Here is a 17,407-nt window from a genome sequence, read left to right as displayed (position 1 = left end):
CGGCCGGTGCGAGGATCGACGTATGGACGCCGAGAGCGCGCAGCCCTGGGAGCTGCTCACCGAGACCGAGGCCTACGACGGTTACACGCGTGTACGCAGGGACACCTACCGTCTCCCGGACGGCTCGGTCTCCGAATGGGACGTGCTCGAGCAGGGCGACACCGTCGCGGTCGTGGCTCTCACCGACGCGGGTGATGTGCTCCTGTTCGAGCAGTACCGCGTCGGTCCGCGCGCGCTGGTGCGTGAGCTCCCCGGCGGCCTGATCGACGCGGGGGAGGACGCCCTGACGGCGGCGGCGCGCGAGCTGCTCGAGGAGACGGGTCATCGCGCCGCGGCGCTGTTCCACGCCGGGAGCGAGTGGTCGGGTGCCAACTCCACCCGACGCAAGAACGTCGTCGTTGCCGCAGGATGCCGTCGCGTGGCCGACCCGCGATGGGAAGAAGGCGAGACAGGCGTCGTCCGCACGATCGGAATCGGAGAGCTGATCCCGCACCTGCTGGCGGGCGACGTGAGCGACGCGGGTGAAGCCTCGCGCGGGCTGCTCGTGTTCGCGAGGTCGTCCCTCACCGACCCGGTGCTGCGACGTGCGCAGCAATGGATACGCGCGGCCCTGGGCAGCATGCTGCGACCGGAACCGGTGGCAGCGCCCGTCGACGAGTTCACACTGTTCTGGGATCGCCTCGATGCGGACGACCCCGCGGCGGCGCGCGCAGAGCTGGGTCGACTGCTCGACGCGCGCGGACTGGACGACGCCCGCGCCGCATTCGAGCGGGCGTCACTGCACGACGCACTCGGGGAGGAAGATGCGGCGATCCCGCTGTATCGGCAGGCCCTGGAGCGGGGGCTGGGCGCGCCCCAGCGCAGCGAGGCGATCATCCAGCTGGCGAGCTCGCTGCGCAACGTCGGCGACACCTCTTCCGCAATGGCGCTGCTGCGCACCATCGGCGACGACGACCCGCTGGTCAGCTCTGCGCGCGCCTTCCTCGCCCTCGCATTGCATGACGACGAGAAGCCGACCGCAGCGGTGCGCACGGCTCTGCAGACGCTCGCGCCGACGCTGCCGCAGTATCGCCGAGCCGTCGACGCGTACGCCGGCGAGCTGGCGAGCCTCGCCCGCATCCGCGCGATCGCCGTCGGCCTGCTGGTCACGGACGGGCACGTGCTGCTCGAGTCCTACCCGCAGACCGACGAGCACGGAGAGTTCCTCCGCGCCCCCGGTGGGGGCATCGAGTTCGGCGAGACAGCGGAGCGCGCCGTCGTCCGGGAGTTCGCCGAGGAGCTGGCGGCCGAGCTCGACGATGTCGTGCTCGAAGCGGTGACCGAGAACATCTTCGACGGCGCCAGCGGTCGAGGTCACGAGATCGTCTACGTCTTCCGCGTGCAGTCGCCGCAGTTGGCCGCGCTGCCCCGGGACCAACGGCTGGCGGTGCGCGACAGCCACACGACGGTCGGCTGGTACGAGATCGCGGCACTGTCGGCGGCTGACGCACCCGCCGTGTATCCGGCGGGCGTGCTCGACCTGCTGCGCTGAGAGTCGAGTGTGAGAGGCTGACACGATGCCAGCTCTGCTCATCGGCGTCATCGCCGTCACGCTGCTCAACCTGTACGCGGGCGTCCTGATCGTGCTGCGTGCGCGGGTCTACGGCGTGAAGCTGTACCGGCCGATGCTGCTGAACATCGGGCTCTCCTTCCTTCCGGTTCTGCTCGCCGTGGTCCTCGGAGCGGGACTTCTGCTGCTGACCCCGGTGATCGGCCTGGCGACCGAGGAGATCGCCGGCGCGGGAGCGGTCGCCGTATGGGCCTACCTGATCGTCGCCACGATGCTGTGGCTCGTGTTCTTCCCCAACTCGGTGTACCTGATCACCGAACTCAACTTCAGCCATCGGGCAGAAACCACGCCGGTACCGCTGTGGTACGACATCGTCCAGACGCTGGCGCTCACTCTCTCCGGCATCGCGAACGCCGTCCTCAGTCTGGCGGTCGTGCAGACCATGGGCCTCGCTCTCATCGATCGCCCCGATGGACGCATCCCCGCCGTCAGTTGGGTCTTCGCGGCGAGCGTGATCGTGCTCGGCGCGGTCGGCGTGTACCTCGGGCGCTACCTGCGATTCAACAGCTGGGACATCCGTCATCCGGGCTCGATGATCCGAAAGCTGGGCACCCACCTGCGTCAGCGCGGAAAGGCCCTGGAAGCGTTCGGTTTCGTCCTCACTCACTCACTGCTGATCGGCATCCTCTACGTCCCGCTGTTCGCGCTCGGCTGGTCCGCGTTGCGTGCGGGGGCCCTCTGATACAGTGGAGTGGCTCGAAACCGGTTTTCGGGCATCCCCTCTCTTCTTCACCGACCTTCCGGCATGCCCCGGCGTGCAGTCCGGACAGGGCGAGGAGAGGCGATACGTCCGCGAGGCGCGACAGTCGCGTCCGCGTAACGAAAGGAACACTTCGTGGCTACGAAGTCCCAGGACCGCCGCAAGGTGCGTCTGTCGCGCGCCCTCGGCGTCGCGCTGACCCCGAAGGCAGCCAAGTACCTCGAGAAGCGCCCGTACGCCCCCGGCGAGCACGGTCGCACCAAGCGCAAGCAGGACAGCGACTTCGCCGTCCGTCTGCGCGAGAAGCAGCGTCTGCGCGAGCAGTACGGCATCCGCGAGAAGCAGATGCGCAACACCTTCAACGAGGCCCGTCGCCAGGACGGCCTGACCGGTGAGAACCTCGTCGAGCTGCTCGAGATGCGCCTCGACGCCCTCGTGCTGCGTGCCGGCTTCGCCCGCACCACGGCGCAGGCGCGCCAGCTCGTCGTGCACCGCCACATCCTCGTGGACGGCCAGCTCGTCGACCGCCCGTCGTTCCGCGTCAAGCCCGGTCAGCTCATCCACGTCAAGCCCAAGAGCGAGTCGCTGGAGCCCTTCCAGGTCGCCGCTCTCGGTGGCCACGCCGAGGTTCTGCCCCCGGTTCCGGGCTACCTCGAGGTCGAGCTCGACAAGCTGCAGGCCAAGCTCGTGCGTCGTCCGAAGCGTGCGGAGGTCCCCGTCACGGGTGACGTCCAGCTCGTCGTCGAGTACTACGCCGCGCGCTGACGTGCGCTGACACGTTTCGACTCGCTGCGCCTGCTCAACGACCGGGTGTGGTGGATCGACCGTGTGTCGTCCGAAGGGCGTCGGGGTTCTCCCCGGCGCCCTTCGGCGTTCCCGCAGACCCATCGAGACGGGCCGTGCACCTAACATGGAACGCATGAAGAAGGTGCTGTGGTTCGTCGTGGGTCTCGCGGGAGGCTTCGTCGCCGCCCACTTCGTGAACAAGGACCCGCGCGGCCACGAGGTTCTCGCCGAGGTCGATGCGCGCATCACCGAGTTCACCGAGCGCATCGGCGAGGCGTACCGCGCCCAGGAGGCGAAGATCGACGGCATCGCCGAGAACGTCAAGGATGCCGCCGCCCACGCCGTCGACGCGGCCACGGACACGGTCTCCCGCGCCGCGGATGCCGTGTCCGACGCCGCCACGAACGCCGACTGACCACACACCCGCACCGTCCCGTACGGGACCGTCCGTCCCGCACGCCCGTGCTCTGCCGAGGAACCCACAGATGAAGACCGCCGAGATCGCCCAGCGCTACCTGGACTACTTCGAGAAGAACGGGCACACGATCGTGCCCTCGGCATCCCTGGTCACCGACGACCCGGCACTGCTGTTCACCGTCGCCGGAATGGTGCCGTTCATCCCCTACCTGTCCGGTGACGTGCCGGCCCCCTACGCTCGCGCGGCCGACAATCAGAAGTGCATCCGCACCAACGACATCGAAGAGGTCGGCAAGACCCCGCGGCACGGCACCTTCTTCCAGATGCTCGGCAACTGGTCGTTCGGCGACTACTTCAAGGAAGGCGCCATCCGCTACGCCTGGGAGCTGCTGACCACATCCGAGGACGACGGTGGACTGGGCTTCGACCCGAAGGACCTGTGGGTCACGGTCTACGAGGAGGACGACGAAGCGCACGATCTGTGGTTGCGTCTCACCGATCTTCCCGAGGAGCGCATCCAGCGTCTGGGTAAGGACACGAACTACTGGTCCACGGGACTGCCCGGCCCGGCCGGCCCGTGCTCGGAGATCTTCTTCGACCGCGGTCCCGCGTACGGCATCGACGGGGGACCGGCGACCGACGACGACCGCTACGTCGAGATCTGGAACCTCGTGTTCATGCAGTACGAGATCACGGACGTGCGCAGCAAGTACGACTTCACGATCGTCGGCGAACTGCCGAACAAGAACATCGACACCGGCATGGGCCTGGAGCGCATCGCGTTCCTCAAGCAGGGCGTCGACAACATGTACGAGACCGACCAGGTGCGCCCCGTGCTCGACGCCGCCGTGGCGCTGTCGGGAAAGTCGTACGGCGCCGACCACGACGACGACGTGCGCTTCCGCGTCGTCGCCGACCACGTGCGTTCCTCGCTCATGCTGCTGAGCGACGGCGTGACGCCGGCGAACGAGGGCCGCGGCTACATCCTCCGCCGCCTCATGCGCCGCGTGATTCGCTCCATGCGTCTTCTGGGCGTGGACGGACCGACCTTCGCGACCTTGTTCGCGGCGTCACGCGACGCGATGAAGGACGCCTACCCGATCGTCGGCGCCGACTACGACCGTCTCGTGACCTACGCCCTCGCGGAAGAGGCCACGTTCCTGCGCACTCTCGCCGCCGGCTCGGAGAACCTCGACGCCTCGATCGCGGCGGCCAAGGACGCAGGCGGCACCACGATCGGCGGCGCAGAGGCGTTCCTGCTCCATGACACCTACGGCTTCCCCATCGACCTCACGATGGAGATCGTCGAGGAGGCGGGGCTCACCGTCGACCGCGATGCGTTCGACACCCTGATGCATGAGCAACGCGCTCGTGCGAAGGCCGACGCGCGCTCGCGCAAGCGCCAACTGGCCGATACCAGCGTCTACCGCGACTTCCGCGCGAAGGGCGAGACCGTCTTCACCGGCTACACCGATTGGGAGACCGAGTCGACCGTCCTCGGACTCCTCGTCGACGGTGCCCCCGCACAGCGGGCGGTGCAGGGGCAGATCGCGGAGGTGATCCTCGCCGAGACCTCGCTGTACGCCGAGAGCGGCGGACAGGTCGCCGACAAGGGTGTGATCGTGGGTCCCGGCTACGAACTCGAGGTCCTGGACGTGCAGCGCCCGGTGCCGGGGCTGGTCAGCCACACGGTCGAGGTGACCTCGGGCGAGGTCGGCGTGGGCCAGCCCGCGACGAGCGTCGTGGATGCCGTCAACCGCCGCGCGGCACAGCAGGCGCACTCGGCGACCCACCTCGTGCACGCGGCCCTGCGCGACACGCTCGGAAAGTCGGCCACGCAGGCCGGATCGCTCAACCGCGCCGGCTACATGCGGTTCGACTTCTCCTGGGGTCAGACACTGTCGGAGGCGACCAAGACGGAGATCGAGGAGATCGCGAACAACGCCGTGCGCGACAATCTGCAGGTGAGCACGCGCGTCCTCCCTCTCGACGAGGCCAAGGCCGCCGGCGCGATGGCGCTGTTCGGCGAGAAGTACGGCGACACGGTGCGCATGGTCGACATCGGCGGCCCCTGGTCGCGCGAGCTGTGCGGCGGCACACATGTGAGCTCCAGTGCGGAGATCGGCCTCATCAACCTCGTCGGGGAGTCGTCCGTGGGCGCGTCCACGCGACGCGTGGAAGCTCTCGTCGGTCTGGACGCCTTCCGGGAGCTCGCTGCCGAGCGTGCCATCGTCTCGCAGTTGTCGACCTCGCTGAAGACACCCAAAGACCAGCTCGCGAGCCGCGTCGCCGATCTCGCCGCGAGCCTGAAGGCCGCTGAGAAGCGCATCGCCCAGTTCGAGGCCAAAGCTCTGGAGAGCCGGCTGCCGGAACTGGCCGGGTCGGCGCAGGCGACCGGCGCGTTCCGCCTCGTCGCCCAGTCGCTGGGTGTCGCGGCGTCGGCGGACGATGTGCGCACGTTGGCCCTGCAGGTGCGCGAGCGCGTGGGCGCCGGTGCCGTCATCGCGCTCGGCGCCGTCGTCGGCGGCCGGCCCATCGTCATCGTCGCCACCGACGACGCAGCCCGCGCGGCGGGTGCCAAGGCAGGCGTGCTCGCCAAGAGCGCCGCCGCAGCGCTCGGCGGCGGCGGCGGCGGGCGTGACGATGTCGCGCAGGGCGGCGGCACCGACGCGGATGCCCTCCCGCGGGCGCTCGCAGCAGTGACGCGTGCGCTGGAGACCCCCGGAGCGTGAGCGGCTTCCGGCCGGGAGTTCGCCTCGGGATCGACGTCGGCAAGGCGCGCATCGGGGTGGCACGGTGCGATCGCGACGGCCTGCTTGCCGTCCCCGTGGAGACGGTGCCCCGAACCGATGCCGCAGCGGCGCACATCGCGCGCCTCGCCGACGAGTACTCCGCCATGGAGCTGCTCGTCGGCCTGCCGATCAGCCTGTCGGGCGGCGAGACCGCCTCCACCGATGATGCACGTGCGTTCGCGAGCGAGGTGCGCGCGGCATCCGGGGTGGAGGTGCGCCTCGTCGATGAACGCCTCAGCACGGTGAGCGCGCACGCGGCGCTGCGTGATGCCGGACGCTCCCAGCGTTCGTCTCGTAGGATTGTCGACCAAGTCGCCGCCGTCGTCCTGCTGCAGCAGGCGATCGACGTCGAGAAGAGCACCGGCGCCCCCGCCGGTGTCGCCGTGCCCGACCCGCAGGAGCCCGCCTGATGCCTGACACCCCGCCGAACGACGACGAGTTCGCGGACCTGTTCAGCAAGCTGCCGACCCCGCGCGAGCAGGCGCCGGCATCGGGCGAAGGGGCCCCCGTCCCGCCGTCGCGCCGCGCCGCGAGGGAGGCTGCGGCTGCCGCGAACGCCGCCCCCGAGACGACCCCGTCGGACACGAGCACACCGACCGCGGCGCCGGTTTCCGCGCGCGCGGGCGACGAAGCTGCCGAACCGCGCCCCGCGGCCGCGGCACCGGAGTCACCGGTCGCCCACGCTGCACCCGCGCATCAGCAGCTCGATGCGCTCTTCAGCGCAGAAGCGCACTCCGACCGCGGGCACGGCAACCGGCACGATCGCGATCGCCGGAAGAGTCGCATCGCGGGCTGGGTGATCTTCGGCGTGATCCTGGCGATCCTGGGTGGCTTCGTGGGTGGCGGCTTCTATGTCTGGAACACCTACGAAGACAAGATTCGAGCCTTCATGGGCTGGGAAGAGCCCAAGGACTACGAGGACGGCATCGCCGAGGGTGACGCCACCGTGACGATCGTCACCGGAGACACCGGATCGACGATCTCGACCTCACTCTTCCAGGCCGGAGTCACAAAGACCGACACCGCCTTCTACGACTATCTGATCAAGACCGGACAGAACCCGGACTTCCAACCGGGCGTGTATGCGCTGAAGCAGAAGATGTCGTCCGAAGCGGCTCTCAAGGCTCTCGAAGACCCCACCAGTCGACGCGAGAACACGGCGCAGCTGCCCGAGGGTCTGACGATGAATTCGACCCTGACGCGACTCGCCGACGGCACCGGCATCCCGCTCGCCGACCTGCAGGCGGCCGTCGCCGATCCCTCGCAGTACGGTGTCAGCGCCACCACGCTCGAGGGCTGGCTGTTCCCGGCGACGTACACGTTCGATCCGGGAACGACGGCGCAGCAGGTGATCAAGACCCTGGTCGATCGCACGGTGACCTCTCTCGACAAGGCCGGCGTGCCGAGCGACCAGCGCGAGCGCATCCTGACCGTCGCGTCGATCATCCAGCGCGAGGCACGGTTCACGGCCGACTTCTACAAGGTGTCCCGTGTGATCGAGAATCGCCTCGACCCCAACAACGAGGAGACCCACGGTCTGCTGCAGATGGACTCGACGGCGCAGTACGGCTACAACGAGATCAACAAGGGCACGGCCAGCTCCTCGGCGGAGGCCCTCGCCAACGACAACCCGTGGAACACATACCTGCACCCGGGTCTGCCGATCGGGCCCATCGCCAACCCCGGCGACCTGGCCATCGATGCGGCGATGCACCCGGCCGACGGTCCGTGGCTGTACTTCGTGACGGTCAACCTGGACACCGGGGAGACGATCTTCAGCACCACGTATGCCGAGCACGAGAAGGCCGTCGCGCAGTGGCAGCAGTGGTGTGCCGCCAATGACAGTGCCGACTGCTGAGGTCCCGGTCGGGTCGCTGCTGGAGGTGTGGGGCGACCCGATCGCTCACAGCCTCTCGCCGCAGATCCACGCCGCTGCATACGCCGCGCTGGGCTGGGACTGGACCTACGGACGGCGGCGCGTCGCCGCGGCCGACTTCGCGGGGGAGGTGGGCCGGCTCGCCCCGGCATTTCGAGGGCTCTCGCTCACCTTTCCGCTGAAAGCCGAGGCCTTCGCGGCCGCCGCGGCCCGTGATCGCACGGCCGAGCTCACCGGCGCCGTCAATACGCTCATCCGCGTGGGCGGGCAGTGGCGCGGCTTCAACACGGATGTCGGCGGAATCGTCGGCGACGTGCGAGCCCACGGACTCGACACGATCGAGACCGCACGCATCATCGGCGCGGGGGCGACCGCGACGTCTGCGCTCGTCGCTCTCGCGCAGCTCGGCGCCCACACGGTCGATGTGGTCGCGCGACGGCCCGACGCCGCGCACGCCCTCGCCCAGCTGGGGGAGCGCCTGTCGGTGGCCGTCTCGATCGCGCCGCTCGAAACGGTCCGGCCGGCGCCCGTGGCGCTCACGGTCTCCACCCTGCCCGGCGGGGCCGACCTGCCGGAGGACACCGCACGACGTGTCGCCTCCGGCGGAGGGCTGCTCTACGACGTCGTCTACGGCCACTGGCCGACCCCGCTGGCCACGGCCTGGCAGACGACCGGCGCACCCGCCGTCAACGGACTCGGCATGCTGGTGCGACAGGCCGTCCTGCAGATCCGCGCGTTCCGGACGGGCGACGTCGAGCAGCCGCTGCCCGGCGAGGATGCTGTCGTGGACATCATGGCCCGCGCGCTCGTGGGAGACTAGGCGAATGCTCCGCGTGCTCACGGCCGGCGAATCGCACGGCCCCGAACTCGTCGCCTTCATGGAGGGTCTGCCCGCCGGCGTCCCCGTCTCCCGCGCCGCGATCCAAGCCGATCTCGCGCGTCGCAAGCTCGGCTACGGCCGCGGCTCGCGGATGAAGTTCGAAGAGGACGAACTGACTATCTCCGCCGGCGTCCGGCATGGGCTCAGCATGGGAAGCCCGATCGCGCTGCGCATCGGCAACACCGAGTGGCCCAAGTGGACCGAGGTCATGAGCGCCGAACCGGTCGAGATGACCGAGATGTCGCGCGGGCGCGGTGCTGCCCTCACCCGACCCCGCCCGGGCCACGCCGACCTGGTGGGTATGCAGAAGTACGGCTTCGACGAGGCCCGTCCGATTCTCGAGCGTGCGAGTGCCCGCGAGACGGCGGCGCGTGTGGCTCTGGGTGCGATCGCCCGCTCGTTCCTCGGTGAGCTCGGCATCCGCCTCGTCAGCCACACGCTGTCGATCGGCCCCGTTCACGTGCCCGCAGGCGCTGCCCTTCCGACTCCGGACGACGTCGCCGCGCTCGACGCCGATCCGCTGCGGTGCTTCGATCCCGCGACGTCTGCGGCCATGGTCGCCGAGGTGGATGCCGCGAAGAAGGACGGCGACACCCTGGGCGGCATCGTCGAGGTGCTCGCCTACGGCCTTCCGCCCGGTCTGGGCTCCCATGTGCAGTGGGACCGCCGCCTCGACGGCAAGCTGGCACAGGCACTGATGAGCATCCAGGCCATCAAGGGCGTGGAGGTCGGCGACGGCTTCGAGACCACACGCCGACGGGGTTCGGCGGCTCACGACGAGCTGTTCGCGGCATCCGAGGGCATCACGCGCTCCTCCGACAAGGCCGGCGGCACCGAAGGTGGAATGTCCACCGGGACGGTGCTGCGCGTGCGCGCCGGCATGAAGCCGATCGCGACCGTGCCGCACGCGCTTCGGACCATCGACGTCACGACGGGCGAGGCCGCCACCGCGCACCATCAGCGCTCCGACGTCTGCGCCGTGCCCGCCGCGGGCGTGGTGGCCGAGGCCATGGTCGCGATCGTGCTCGCCGAAGCGGTGCTGGAGAAGTTCGGCGGCGACAGCGTCGCCGAGACGGCTCGTAATCTCCGCAGCTACCTCTCCGCGATCCCCGAGACCCTGCAGACGGCCTCGGACAGCGACGACGCCCTCGGATGACGAGCCCTGCGATCGTCCTCATCGGCCCGATGGGGGCGGGGAAGACGAGCGTCGGCAAGCGCGTGGCCAAACGCCTCGGCCTGCCGTTCACCGACAGCGACGCCGTGATCGTTCGTGAGCACGGCCCGATCGAGACCATCTTCGCCACCCACGGCGAGGAGCACTTCCGCGAGCTGGAGCGCCGGGCCGTGGGCGATGCTCTGCAGGCGGGCGGCATCGTCGCACTCGGCGGGGGAGCCGTGCTGCACCCCGGCACTCAAACCGCGCTCGCCGGTCACCGCGTCGTGCTGCTGACCGTCGCGCCGCACAATGTCGCGGCTCGCATCCGCGGCGGCGCGCGCCCCCTGCTGCAGGAGGGCGACGCCGTGGAGCGCTGGCACGAGATCTACGCTGCGCGCCGCCCCCTCTACGAACGGCTCGCACACGTGAGCTTCGACACGTCCGCCGGTCCTCTGCAAGACACGGTCGACGCCCTCGCGGCGTGGATCGAGGCGGAGCTGCCCGGTGACGATCACGCGCGAGGAGCACAGGAATGACCGACACCACCGTCATCGGCGTCGCCGGCGACCAGCCCTACGACATCACGATCGGACGAGGCATCCTCGGCATGGTCGGCGACGCTCTGCCTCCCGCCGCACAGAAGGTTCTCATCGTGCACCCGCCGACACTGTCCGCGCAGGCGACCGAGCTGCGCGAGCTGCTGCTCGGGTCGGGGGATCGCCAGGTGCTGCTCGCCGAGGTTCCGGATGCCGAGCAGGGCAAGCGCGTCGAGGTGGCGGCCTTCTGCTGGCAGGTCATGGGCCAGGCCGACTTCACGCGCACCGACGCCGTCGTCGGGTTCGGCGGGGGAGCCGTGACCGACCTGGCGGGCTTCGTCGCGGCGACCTGGCTGCGCGGCGTCGCGGTGGTGCAGGTGCCCACGACGGTGCTCGGCATGGTCGATGCCGCCGTCGGCGGCAAGACCGGCATCAACACGGCGGAGGGCAAGAATCTCGTCGGCGCGTTCTGGCCGCCTCGCGCGGTGATCTGCGACCTGGCTCTGCTCGACACGCTCAGCCGCAACGAGCGGGTGGCCGGGTTCGCCGAAGTCGTCAAGGCCGGCTTCATCTGGTACCCGGAGATCCTCGATCTCATCGAGGCGGATCCCGACGCCGCCGTCGATCCGCAGTCCCCGGCGTTCCGACGCTGTATCGAGCTGGCGATCGAGATGAAAGCGCGCGTCGTCGGCGAGGACCTCCGCGAAGCCGGGCTGCGCGAAGTGCTGAACTACGGGCACACGCTCGGCCACGCGATCGAGCACGCCGAGCGGTATCAGTGGCGCCACGGCGCAGCGATCTCGATCGGCATGCTCTTCGCCGCGGAGCTGTCGCGGCTCGCCGGCCGCCTCTCCGACGACGCGGCCGTGCGGCACCGCCGCATCCTCGAACTGCTCGGACTGCCGACCTCGTACCGCGCGGGCGCGTGGAAGCAGCTGCTGGCCACCATGCAGCGCGACAAGAAGACGCGCGGTGCGATGCTGCGCTTCATCGTCCTCGACGACATCGCGAAGCCGACCGTTCTGCAGGCCCCGGACGAGTCCCTCCTGTTCGCGGCCTATCAAGAAGTCGCCGAGTGAGCGAGCCCGTCGTCCGGCGCGTCCGCGCGGCGGAGTGGCGGGAGATCCGCGACCTCCGCATCGAGGCCGTCGGCGATCCGGCGGCATCCATCGCTTTCCTGTCCACCGTCGAACAGGAGCGTGCGCACGACGAGGTGTTCTGGCGCGAGCGCGCCGCGGGCGCGTCGCTGTCCGACGAGGCCGCTCAGTTCATCGCCGACGACGACGGGCGGTGGGTCGGCACGGTGACCGTCCTCCTCCGGGCGGCGGGCACCGCCGATCATCTGGGTCGACCCGTGACCGAGGCGCGCGCAGACATCGTGGGCGTCTACGTGGCGCCGTCGCACCGGGGTACGGGACTGCTCGGGCGCCTCGTCGATGTGGCCGGGGCATGGGCCCGGGATCGTGGGGCCGACGAGCTGACGCTCGATGTGCACGCCGAGAACCATCGCGCGCAGGGTGCCTATCGCAAAGTCGGCTTCGTCGCGACGGGGGAGAGGCTCACGAGCGTCATCGGTCCCGAGCTCGTGATGGTGCGCGCCGGTAGGGTGAGCGCGTGACGACCCCTCGACGCCTCCTGCTGGTGAACGGCCCCAACCTCAACCTGCTCGGCATCCGCGAGCCCGACGTCTACGGGCACGACACCCTCGCCGACGTGGAGCGGATCGTCCAGGATGCCGCCGCTGCGCGCGGCTTCGACGTCGAGGCGGTCCAGAGCAATCACGAGGGTGTGCTGATCGACGCGATCCACGAGGCGCGCACCACCTGCGCCGGGATCGTGATCAACCCGGGAGGTCTCACCCACACCTCCGTCGTGCTCCGCGATGCGCTGTCGGGGGTGTCGCTGCCGGTGGCTGAAGTGCACATCTCCAACGTGTACGAGCGTGAGAGCTTCCGCCACCACTCGTACGTGGCGGACGTCGCCGTCGTGCACGTGATCGGCGAGGGCGTCGCCGGCTACGCACGTGCCACGGCGCTGCTGATCGATGTCATCGTCGGCGCCGCCGAAGGCTGAGCCCCGGACGCCCGCGCGGCCGTGGGCTAAGATCGACTGTCGGCCGCGCGCCACCGCGTGCGCCCCCTCGAACTCACGAACGGAAACTCCACACTCATGGCATCGACCGCAGACATCAAGAACGGCGTCGTCCTCAGCATCGACGGACAGCTCTGGAGCGTCGTGGAGTTCCAGCACGTCAAGCCCGGCAAGGGCGGTGCGTTCGTGCGCACCAAGCTGAAGAACGTCATGACCGGCAAGGTTGTCGACAAGACGTTCAACGCGGGCGCCAAGGTCGAGATCGAGAACGTCGACCGCCGTGACTTCACCTACCTCTACAACGACGGCGAGGGCTTCGTCTTCATGGACGTGGCCGACTACGACCAGATCACGGTCGGCGCCGCAACGGTCGGCGATGCCGCGAACTTCCTGCTGGAGAACCAGCAGGTGCAGATCGCCCTCAACAACGGCAACCCGCTCTACATCGAGCTGCCGGCCTCCGTCGTGCTGGAGATCACCTACACCGAGCCGGGTCTGCAGGGCGACCGCTCGTCGGCGGGAACCAAGCCCGCCACCGTGGAGACCGGCTACGAGATCCAGGTTCCGCTGTTCCTGGAGACCGGCACGAAGGTCAAGGTCGACACCCGCACGGGCGACTACCTCGGCCGCGTCAACTGACGACCGGTCTTCGAAGCGATGAGCGCACGGTCCAAGGCGCGCAAGCGCGCCCTCGACATCCTCTTCCAATCCGACGTCCGTGGCGATGAGCTCGCGGTGACCCTCGCCGCGGAAGCGAAGCGGGCGGCGAACGAGCCCGCTCGCGAAGCCTCGTGGCTGTACGCGCGCGAGATCGTCGACGGTGTCATCGACAACCGCGACGACATCGACGAGCAGATCGTAACCCACGCGCGCGACTGGAAGATCGAGCGGATGCCGGCGGTCGACCGGGCGATCCTGCGCCTGGCGGTGTGGGAGCTGATGTTCAACGACGAGGTGCCGGCCGCGGTGGTGATCGACGAGGCGGTGGAACTCGCGAAGGAGTTCTCGACCGACGACTCGGGTTCGTTCGTGCACGGCGTGCTGGGCCGGATCGCGCGCACCGCCTGAGCGGGGCGCCAAGACCATCGCACCCCGAGAGACACCACGAGTGGCCTCCTTCCTCGAACTCCGTATCGATGAGCCCTGGCTCATCGGGGTCGTCGGCGCGCTCAGCGTCGGATTGATCGTCTTCCTCCTCATCCGCCGACGCGTCGAGCGCTGGCCGTTGTGGGCCGCGCTGTCGATGACGGTCGGCGCGAGCGCGGCCATCGCTTTCGCGCTGTACGCACGCAAGACGAACCTGTTCGGCATGCCACTGCCCTGGCAGGCGGTCGTCTGGGGTGCGGGCGGTTTGGCAGCCGTCGGGCTGGCCGTCGCGAACCTCGTGGGGGCTCCGTGGCGGCGGCGAGTGGTCGCTGTCCTCGCCATCCCGATCTTCTTGATCGAGGCGACGCTGGGGATCAATGCGTACTACGGGCTCACACCCACCGTTGCAAGCTTCTTCCACATTCAGATCAACCGACCGATCACGCTGCAGACGGGAACGAGCGGCCCCGACGGCGACGTGAACCTCTACCGCACGTGGCAGCCTCCGGCGGATATGCCCGCCACGGGTGAGCAGGGAACGATCGAGATCCCCGCGACGCAGTCAGGCTTCGCTGCCCGCACCGCCGGCATTTACAAACCTCCAGCCGCCCGCACGGCCCATCCGCCGCGCCTGCCGCTGGTCATCCTGATGATGGGCCAGCCGGGAGACCCGGATCCGCAGTACATCGCAAAGGTCCTCGACGCCCAAGCCCAGAAGAACAAGGGTCTCGCACCATACGTGCTCGTCGTCGATCAGCTCGGAGACCCGAGCCGCGATCCCGCCTGCGCAGACTCGGCGATGTACGGCAACGTCGAAACGTACGTGACGCGCGACGTGGTCGCTTTCGCTCGTACACTCCCCGTACAGCAGAGCCCCGGCCAGTGGACCATCGCCGGCTATTCGAATGGGGGCGGGTGCGCCTTCAAGTACGCCGCCGAGCACCCCGACGTCTGGGGAAATCTGCTGTCCGTCAGTGGCGAGATCGATCCCGGATCGGAGCACCCCGATGAAACCGTCGCAGACGTCTTCGGCGGCTCGATCGCGGCGTACGACGCCGCCAAGCCGACGAGCATCCTCAGCTCTCACGCGGGGGGCTATCCCAACGAGTGGGCATTGTTCACTGCTGGTCAGAACGACCCCGCTTACATCGATCAGGCCCGCCGCGGGGCCGCAGCGGCTGCGAAGGCAGGGTGGAACGTCGACAGCTACGTCGTCCCGGGTGCCGGTCACGTCGTCGACGCGCTCGAGGGTGGACTCGCCGAGGGCTTCGCCCGTCTCTACCCCCGTCTGGGGCTGTCCGCGCCGTAGAGCGGCATCGCCTGAGCGGCGCTGACGACTCCCGCGCGTAGACTCGGGAGCTGTTCGACCAGGAGGACGCATGCGCATCACAGGCCTCGGCCACGCCGGAATGTTCATCGAGACGACGGGCGGCAGCATCCTGTGCGACCCGGTGATGGGGCCGAGCTTCTTCGGATCGTGGTTCCCGTTCCCCGACAACCGGGGCCTGGATTGGGAGCGTTTCGGCAAGGCGGACTTCCTCTACATCTCGCACCGTCACCGCGATCACTTCGATCCGACACTGCTGAAACGGTACGTGCCGAATGACATCCGGGTCCTGCTACCCGAGTACCCGACCGACGACCTCGAAGTGGACCTGCGCCGCCTCGGCTACGACAACATCGTCTTCACGCAGGCGGGCCAGACGCTCGAGTACCCCGGCGGGCTGAAGATCATGGTGACGCCGCTGCGTGCGCCGAGCGACGGCCCGATCGGCGACTCGTCGCTGAGCGTCGACGACGGCACCGCGAGCATCCTCAACCAGAACGACTCGCACCCGCTCGACCTCGAGCGCCTGCTCTCGTTCTCCAAGCCCGACGCGTACTTCACGCAGGTCTCCGGCGCGATCTGGTGGCCCATGGTCTACGACCTGCCGCAGGACTCGAAGCAGCACTTCGCGAAGCTGAAGCGCGACGCTCAGAACAAGCGCGCGATGTACTACATCGAGAAGGTGGATGCCGAGCACGTCTTCCCCATGGCAGGCCCGCCCATGTTCCTGCGCGACGATCTGTTCCGCTTCAACGGCTGGGGCGTGGAAGACGACTCGATCTTCACCGATCAGCGCCAGTTCCTCACCCACATGCGCGCCGAGCGTCCGGATCAGAAGGGCTACGAGTTCGTCCCCGGCACGCAGGTCGACCTCAACGGCGGCACGATCGAGATCACGCAGACTCTCTACACGCCCGAAGAGATCGACCGCGTCTTCGACGACAAGTGGGCGTACCTCGCCGAGCAGCGCGACAGCCGTCAGGCGGAGGTCCTCGCCGAGATCGAGACGCGGGCCGAGCCGATGGCACCTGCGGAGATGCTCGCTGCGCTGCAGGAGTGGTGGGAGCCGCTGCTGCGTCGCGCCCGCACGATCCGCACCGGCGTCGGCGGCAACGTCCGCTTCCGCATCGGCGAGCTCGACATGGTCGTCGATTTCCCGAAAGCGAAAGTGCGCGAGTACGCGGGGGAGGAGTGCATCTACTGGTACACGATCCCCGCCGATCTCGTCTCGACGAACATCCGTGATCATGAGATCGACTGGTCGAACTCGATCTTCCTGTCGATGCAGTTCGCCGTCGGCCGCAGCGGCAAGTTCAACGAGTTCCTCACCACGTTCCTGAAGTGCCTGTCCCGCGACCGCATCGAGTACGTCGAGAACTGGTACGCGGAGCAGTCGGATCAGACCGAGGACGCCGAGATCGGCGAGTGGACGGTGCAGCGGCGCTGCCCCCACCTGCGCGCCGACCTCACCAAGACCGGCAAGATCGAGGACGGCGTACTCACCTGCGCGCTCCACGACTGGAAGTGGGACCTCGCCAGCGGGCAGTGCCTCACCGCACCCGGGCACCCCATCCGTGCATCTCGGGTGGTCGAGACGGCATCCGCGCAGACGACGTAGTCCGTCGCCGACACGCGCATCACGTCTCCAGCGACACCGCACGCCGCGCGCGCGTGCTCTCATCCACTTCGCACGCCTGTCCTAGAGTGAGCGTGAACAGCACACCCGCGGTGCGCGAGGGGAACCGTGACATGAGAATCGACCCGCTGCACCTCGTCGACGTGTTCGTCTACCTGGTGATCCTCAACCTCACCGCGCAGTTCGTCCCGAGCGTCATCTCGGAGAGCTTTGCCGTCTCGCTGGCGACGGCGATCATGCTGAAGCTCGTCCTCGAGGTCGTGCTGCGCGTCAAGAAGGCGGTCGTGGCGCGCCTGCGTGCAGCCTCGACGACCGCGCGGCGTCTGACCTCGGTCGTGATGCTCGTGCTGATCCTGCCCGGCAGCAAGTTCGTCGTGCTGTGGCTGGAGGACGTGCTGTTCGGCGACGCCGTGTCACTCGGCGGGTTCTGGCCGGTGACGCTGCTCGTGCTCACTCTCACCGCCGCCCGCGCCGGTGTGCGACGGGCGGTCGCACCGGGGCGATCCACAACCTGA

Annotated in this window: 18 protein-coding genes; all 18 read left to right on the top strand. The window is 68.9% G+C overall.

Going from position 1 to position 17,407, the window contains the following annotated elements:
* The first annotated feature begins 22 nt into the window (after positions 1-22).
* Entirely contained in the window at positions 23-1,531 is a 1,509-nt protein-coding gene (locus PP359_RS01805; protein WP_499249784.1) for a tetratricopeptide repeat protein, read from the top strand.
* A gap of 25 nt (positions 1,532-1,556) precedes the next feature.
* Positions 1,557-2,291 (top strand): DUF1361 domain-containing protein, encoded by a 735-nt coding sequence (locus PP359_RS01800; RefSeq protein WP_112931546.1) that lies wholly within the window; start codon positions 1,557-1,559, stop codon positions 2,289-2,291.
* 153 nt (positions 2,292-2,444) lie between these two features.
* Complete coding sequence (gene rpsD, locus PP359_RS01795; protein WP_039415992.1) at positions 2,445-3,074, top strand: 30S ribosomal protein S4; 630 nt, start codon at positions 2,445-2,447, stop codon at positions 3,072-3,074.
* A 154-nt stretch (positions 3,075-3,228) separates the two neighbouring features.
* Positions 3,229-3,510, top strand: a complete 282-nt coding sequence (locus tag PP359_RS01790) for a hypothetical protein (RefSeq protein WP_039415993.1) — start codon at positions 3,229-3,231, stop codon at positions 3,508-3,510.
* A gap of 70 nt (positions 3,511-3,580) precedes the next feature.
* Entirely contained in the window at positions 3,581-6,244 is a 2,664-nt protein-coding gene (alaS, locus tag PP359_RS01785) for an alanine--tRNA ligase (protein WP_347417054.1), read from the top strand.
* Complete coding sequence (ruvX, locus tag PP359_RS01780; protein WP_112931551.1) at positions 6,241-6,714, top strand: Holliday junction resolvase RuvX; 474 nt, start codon at positions 6,241-6,243, stop codon at positions 6,712-6,714. The genes alaS and ruvX overlap by 4 nt, the downstream gene beginning before the upstream one ends.
* Positions 6,714-8,162 carry an endolytic transglycosylase MltG gene (gene mltG / locus PP359_RS01775; RefSeq protein ID WP_294943593.1) on the top strand — a complete coding sequence of 483 codons (1,449 nt, stop codon included), beginning with the start codon at positions 6,714-6,716 and terminating at the stop codon, positions 8,160-8,162. The genes ruvX and mltG overlap by 1 nt, the downstream gene beginning before the upstream one ends.
* Positions 8,143-9,000, top strand: a complete 858-nt coding sequence (locus tag PP359_RS01770) for a shikimate dehydrogenase family protein (protein WP_499249783.1) — start codon at positions 8,143-8,145, stop codon at positions 8,998-9,000. Before mltG ends, PP359_RS01770 begins: the two co-directional genes overlap by 20 nt.
* Positions 9,001-9,004: 4 nt before the next feature.
* Complete coding sequence (gene aroC / locus PP359_RS01765) at positions 9,005-10,216, top strand: chorismate synthase (RefSeq protein ID WP_039415998.1); 1,212 nt, start codon at positions 9,005-9,007, stop codon at positions 10,214-10,216.
* The gene (locus PP359_RS01760; protein ID WP_499249782.1) at positions 10,213-10,752 is read left to right on the top strand and encodes a shikimate kinase; all 540 of its coding nucleotides are present in this window, start codon (positions 10,213-10,215) and stop codon (positions 10,750-10,752) included. Before aroC ends, PP359_RS01760 begins: the two co-directional genes overlap by 4 nt.
* A complete protein-coding gene (gene aroB, locus PP359_RS01755; RefSeq protein WP_039416000.1) occupies positions 10,749-11,831 on the top strand; it encodes a 3-dehydroquinate synthase in 1,083 nt (360 codons plus the stop codon). The genes PP359_RS01760 and aroB overlap by 4 nt, the downstream gene beginning before the upstream one ends.
* On the top strand, positions 11,828-12,370 hold the full coding sequence (locus PP359_RS01750; protein ID WP_112931557.1) for a GNAT family N-acetyltransferase: 543 nt from the start codon (positions 11,828-11,830) through the stop codon (positions 12,368-12,370). Before aroB ends, PP359_RS01750 begins: the two co-directional genes overlap by 4 nt.
* Complete coding sequence (gene aroQ, locus PP359_RS01745; RefSeq protein ID WP_036318126.1) at positions 12,367-12,825, top strand: type II 3-dehydroquinate dehydratase; 459 nt, start codon at positions 12,367-12,369, stop codon at positions 12,823-12,825. The genes PP359_RS01750 and aroQ overlap by 4 nt, the downstream gene beginning before the upstream one ends.
* Before the next feature lie 96 nt (positions 12,826-12,921).
* Positions 12,922-13,482, top strand: a complete 561-nt coding sequence (gene efp / locus PP359_RS01740; RefSeq protein ID WP_036283795.1) for an elongation factor P — start codon at positions 12,922-12,924, stop codon at positions 13,480-13,482.
* Between the two features lie 18 nt (positions 13,483-13,500).
* Positions 13,501-13,911 carry a transcription antitermination factor NusB gene (gene nusB / locus PP359_RS01735; protein WP_036291068.1) on the top strand — a complete coding sequence of 137 codons (411 nt, stop codon included), beginning with the start codon at positions 13,501-13,503 and terminating at the stop codon, positions 13,909-13,911.
* Positions 13,912-13,951: 40 nt separating this feature from the next.
* Complete coding sequence (locus PP359_RS01730) at positions 13,952-15,238, top strand: alpha/beta hydrolase (RefSeq protein ID WP_112931559.1); 1,287 nt, start codon at positions 13,952-13,954, stop codon at positions 15,236-15,238.
* Between the two features lie 70 nt (positions 15,239-15,308).
* Positions 15,309-16,874: a Rieske 2Fe-2S domain-containing protein gene (locus PP359_RS01725; protein WP_499249781.1), complete on the top strand. Its 1,566-nt coding sequence runs from the start codon at positions 15,309-15,311 to the stop codon at positions 16,872-16,874.
* Positions 16,875-16,966: 92 nt separating this feature from the next.
* Positions 16,967-17,407, top strand: a complete 441-nt coding sequence (locus PP359_RS01720) for a hypothetical protein (RefSeq protein WP_239498594.1) — start codon at positions 16,967-16,969, stop codon at positions 17,405-17,407.

This window comes from Sphingomonas sp. BLCC-B65 (assembly GCF_028550675.1).
Lineage (GTDB): Bacteria > Actinomycetota > Actinomycetes > Actinomycetales > Microbacteriaceae > Microbacterium.
The sequence above is the reverse complement of the archived record's forward strand: the minus strand, read 5'-3'. Positions and strand labels throughout refer to the sequence as shown.

Bases quoted from the DNA above. Each gene is read 5' to 3' on its own strand.
- PP359_RS01790 (WP_039415993.1), top strand. From the start codon at position 3,229: ATGAAGAAGGTGCTGTGGTTCGTCGTGGGTCTCGCGGGAGGCTTCGTC.
- PP359_RS01805 (WP_499249784.1), top strand. From the start codon at position 23: ATGGACGCCGAGAGCGCGCAGCCCTGGGAGCTGCTCACCGAGACCGAG.
- PP359_RS01725 (WP_499249781.1), top strand. From the start codon at position 15,309: ATGCGCATCACAGGCCTCGGCCACGCCGGAATGTTCATCGAGACGACG.
- alaS (WP_347417054.1), top strand. From the start codon at position 3,581: ATGAAGACCGCCGAGATCGCCCAGCGCTACCTGGACTACTTCGAGAAG.
- aroC (WP_039415998.1), top strand. From the start codon at position 9,005: ATGCTCCGCGTGCTCACGGCCGGCGAATCGCACGGCCCCGAACTCGTC.
- PP359_RS01770 (WP_499249783.1), top strand. From the start codon at position 8,143: ATGACAGTGCCGACTGCTGAGGTCCCGGTCGGGTCGCTGCTGGAGGTG.
- aroB (WP_039416000.1), top strand. From the start codon at position 10,749: ATGACCGACACCACCGTCATCGGCGTCGCCGGCGACCAGCCCTACGAC.
- PP359_RS01800 (WP_112931546.1), top strand. From the start codon at position 1,557: ATGCCAGCTCTGCTCATCGGCGTCATCGCCGTCACGCTGCTCAACCTG.
- PP359_RS01760 (WP_499249782.1), top strand. From the start codon at position 10,213: ATGACGAGCCCTGCGATCGTCCTCATCGGCCCGATGGGGGCGGGGAAG.
- efp (WP_036283795.1), top strand. From the start codon at position 12,922: ATGGCATCGACCGCAGACATCAAGAACGGCGTCGTCCTCAGCATCGAC.
- mltG (WP_294943593.1), top strand. From the start codon at position 6,714: ATGCCTGACACCCCGCCGAACGACGACGAGTTCGCGGACCTGTTCAGC.
- nusB (WP_036291068.1), top strand. From the start codon at position 13,501: ATGAGCGCACGGTCCAAGGCGCGCAAGCGCGCCCTCGACATCCTCTTC.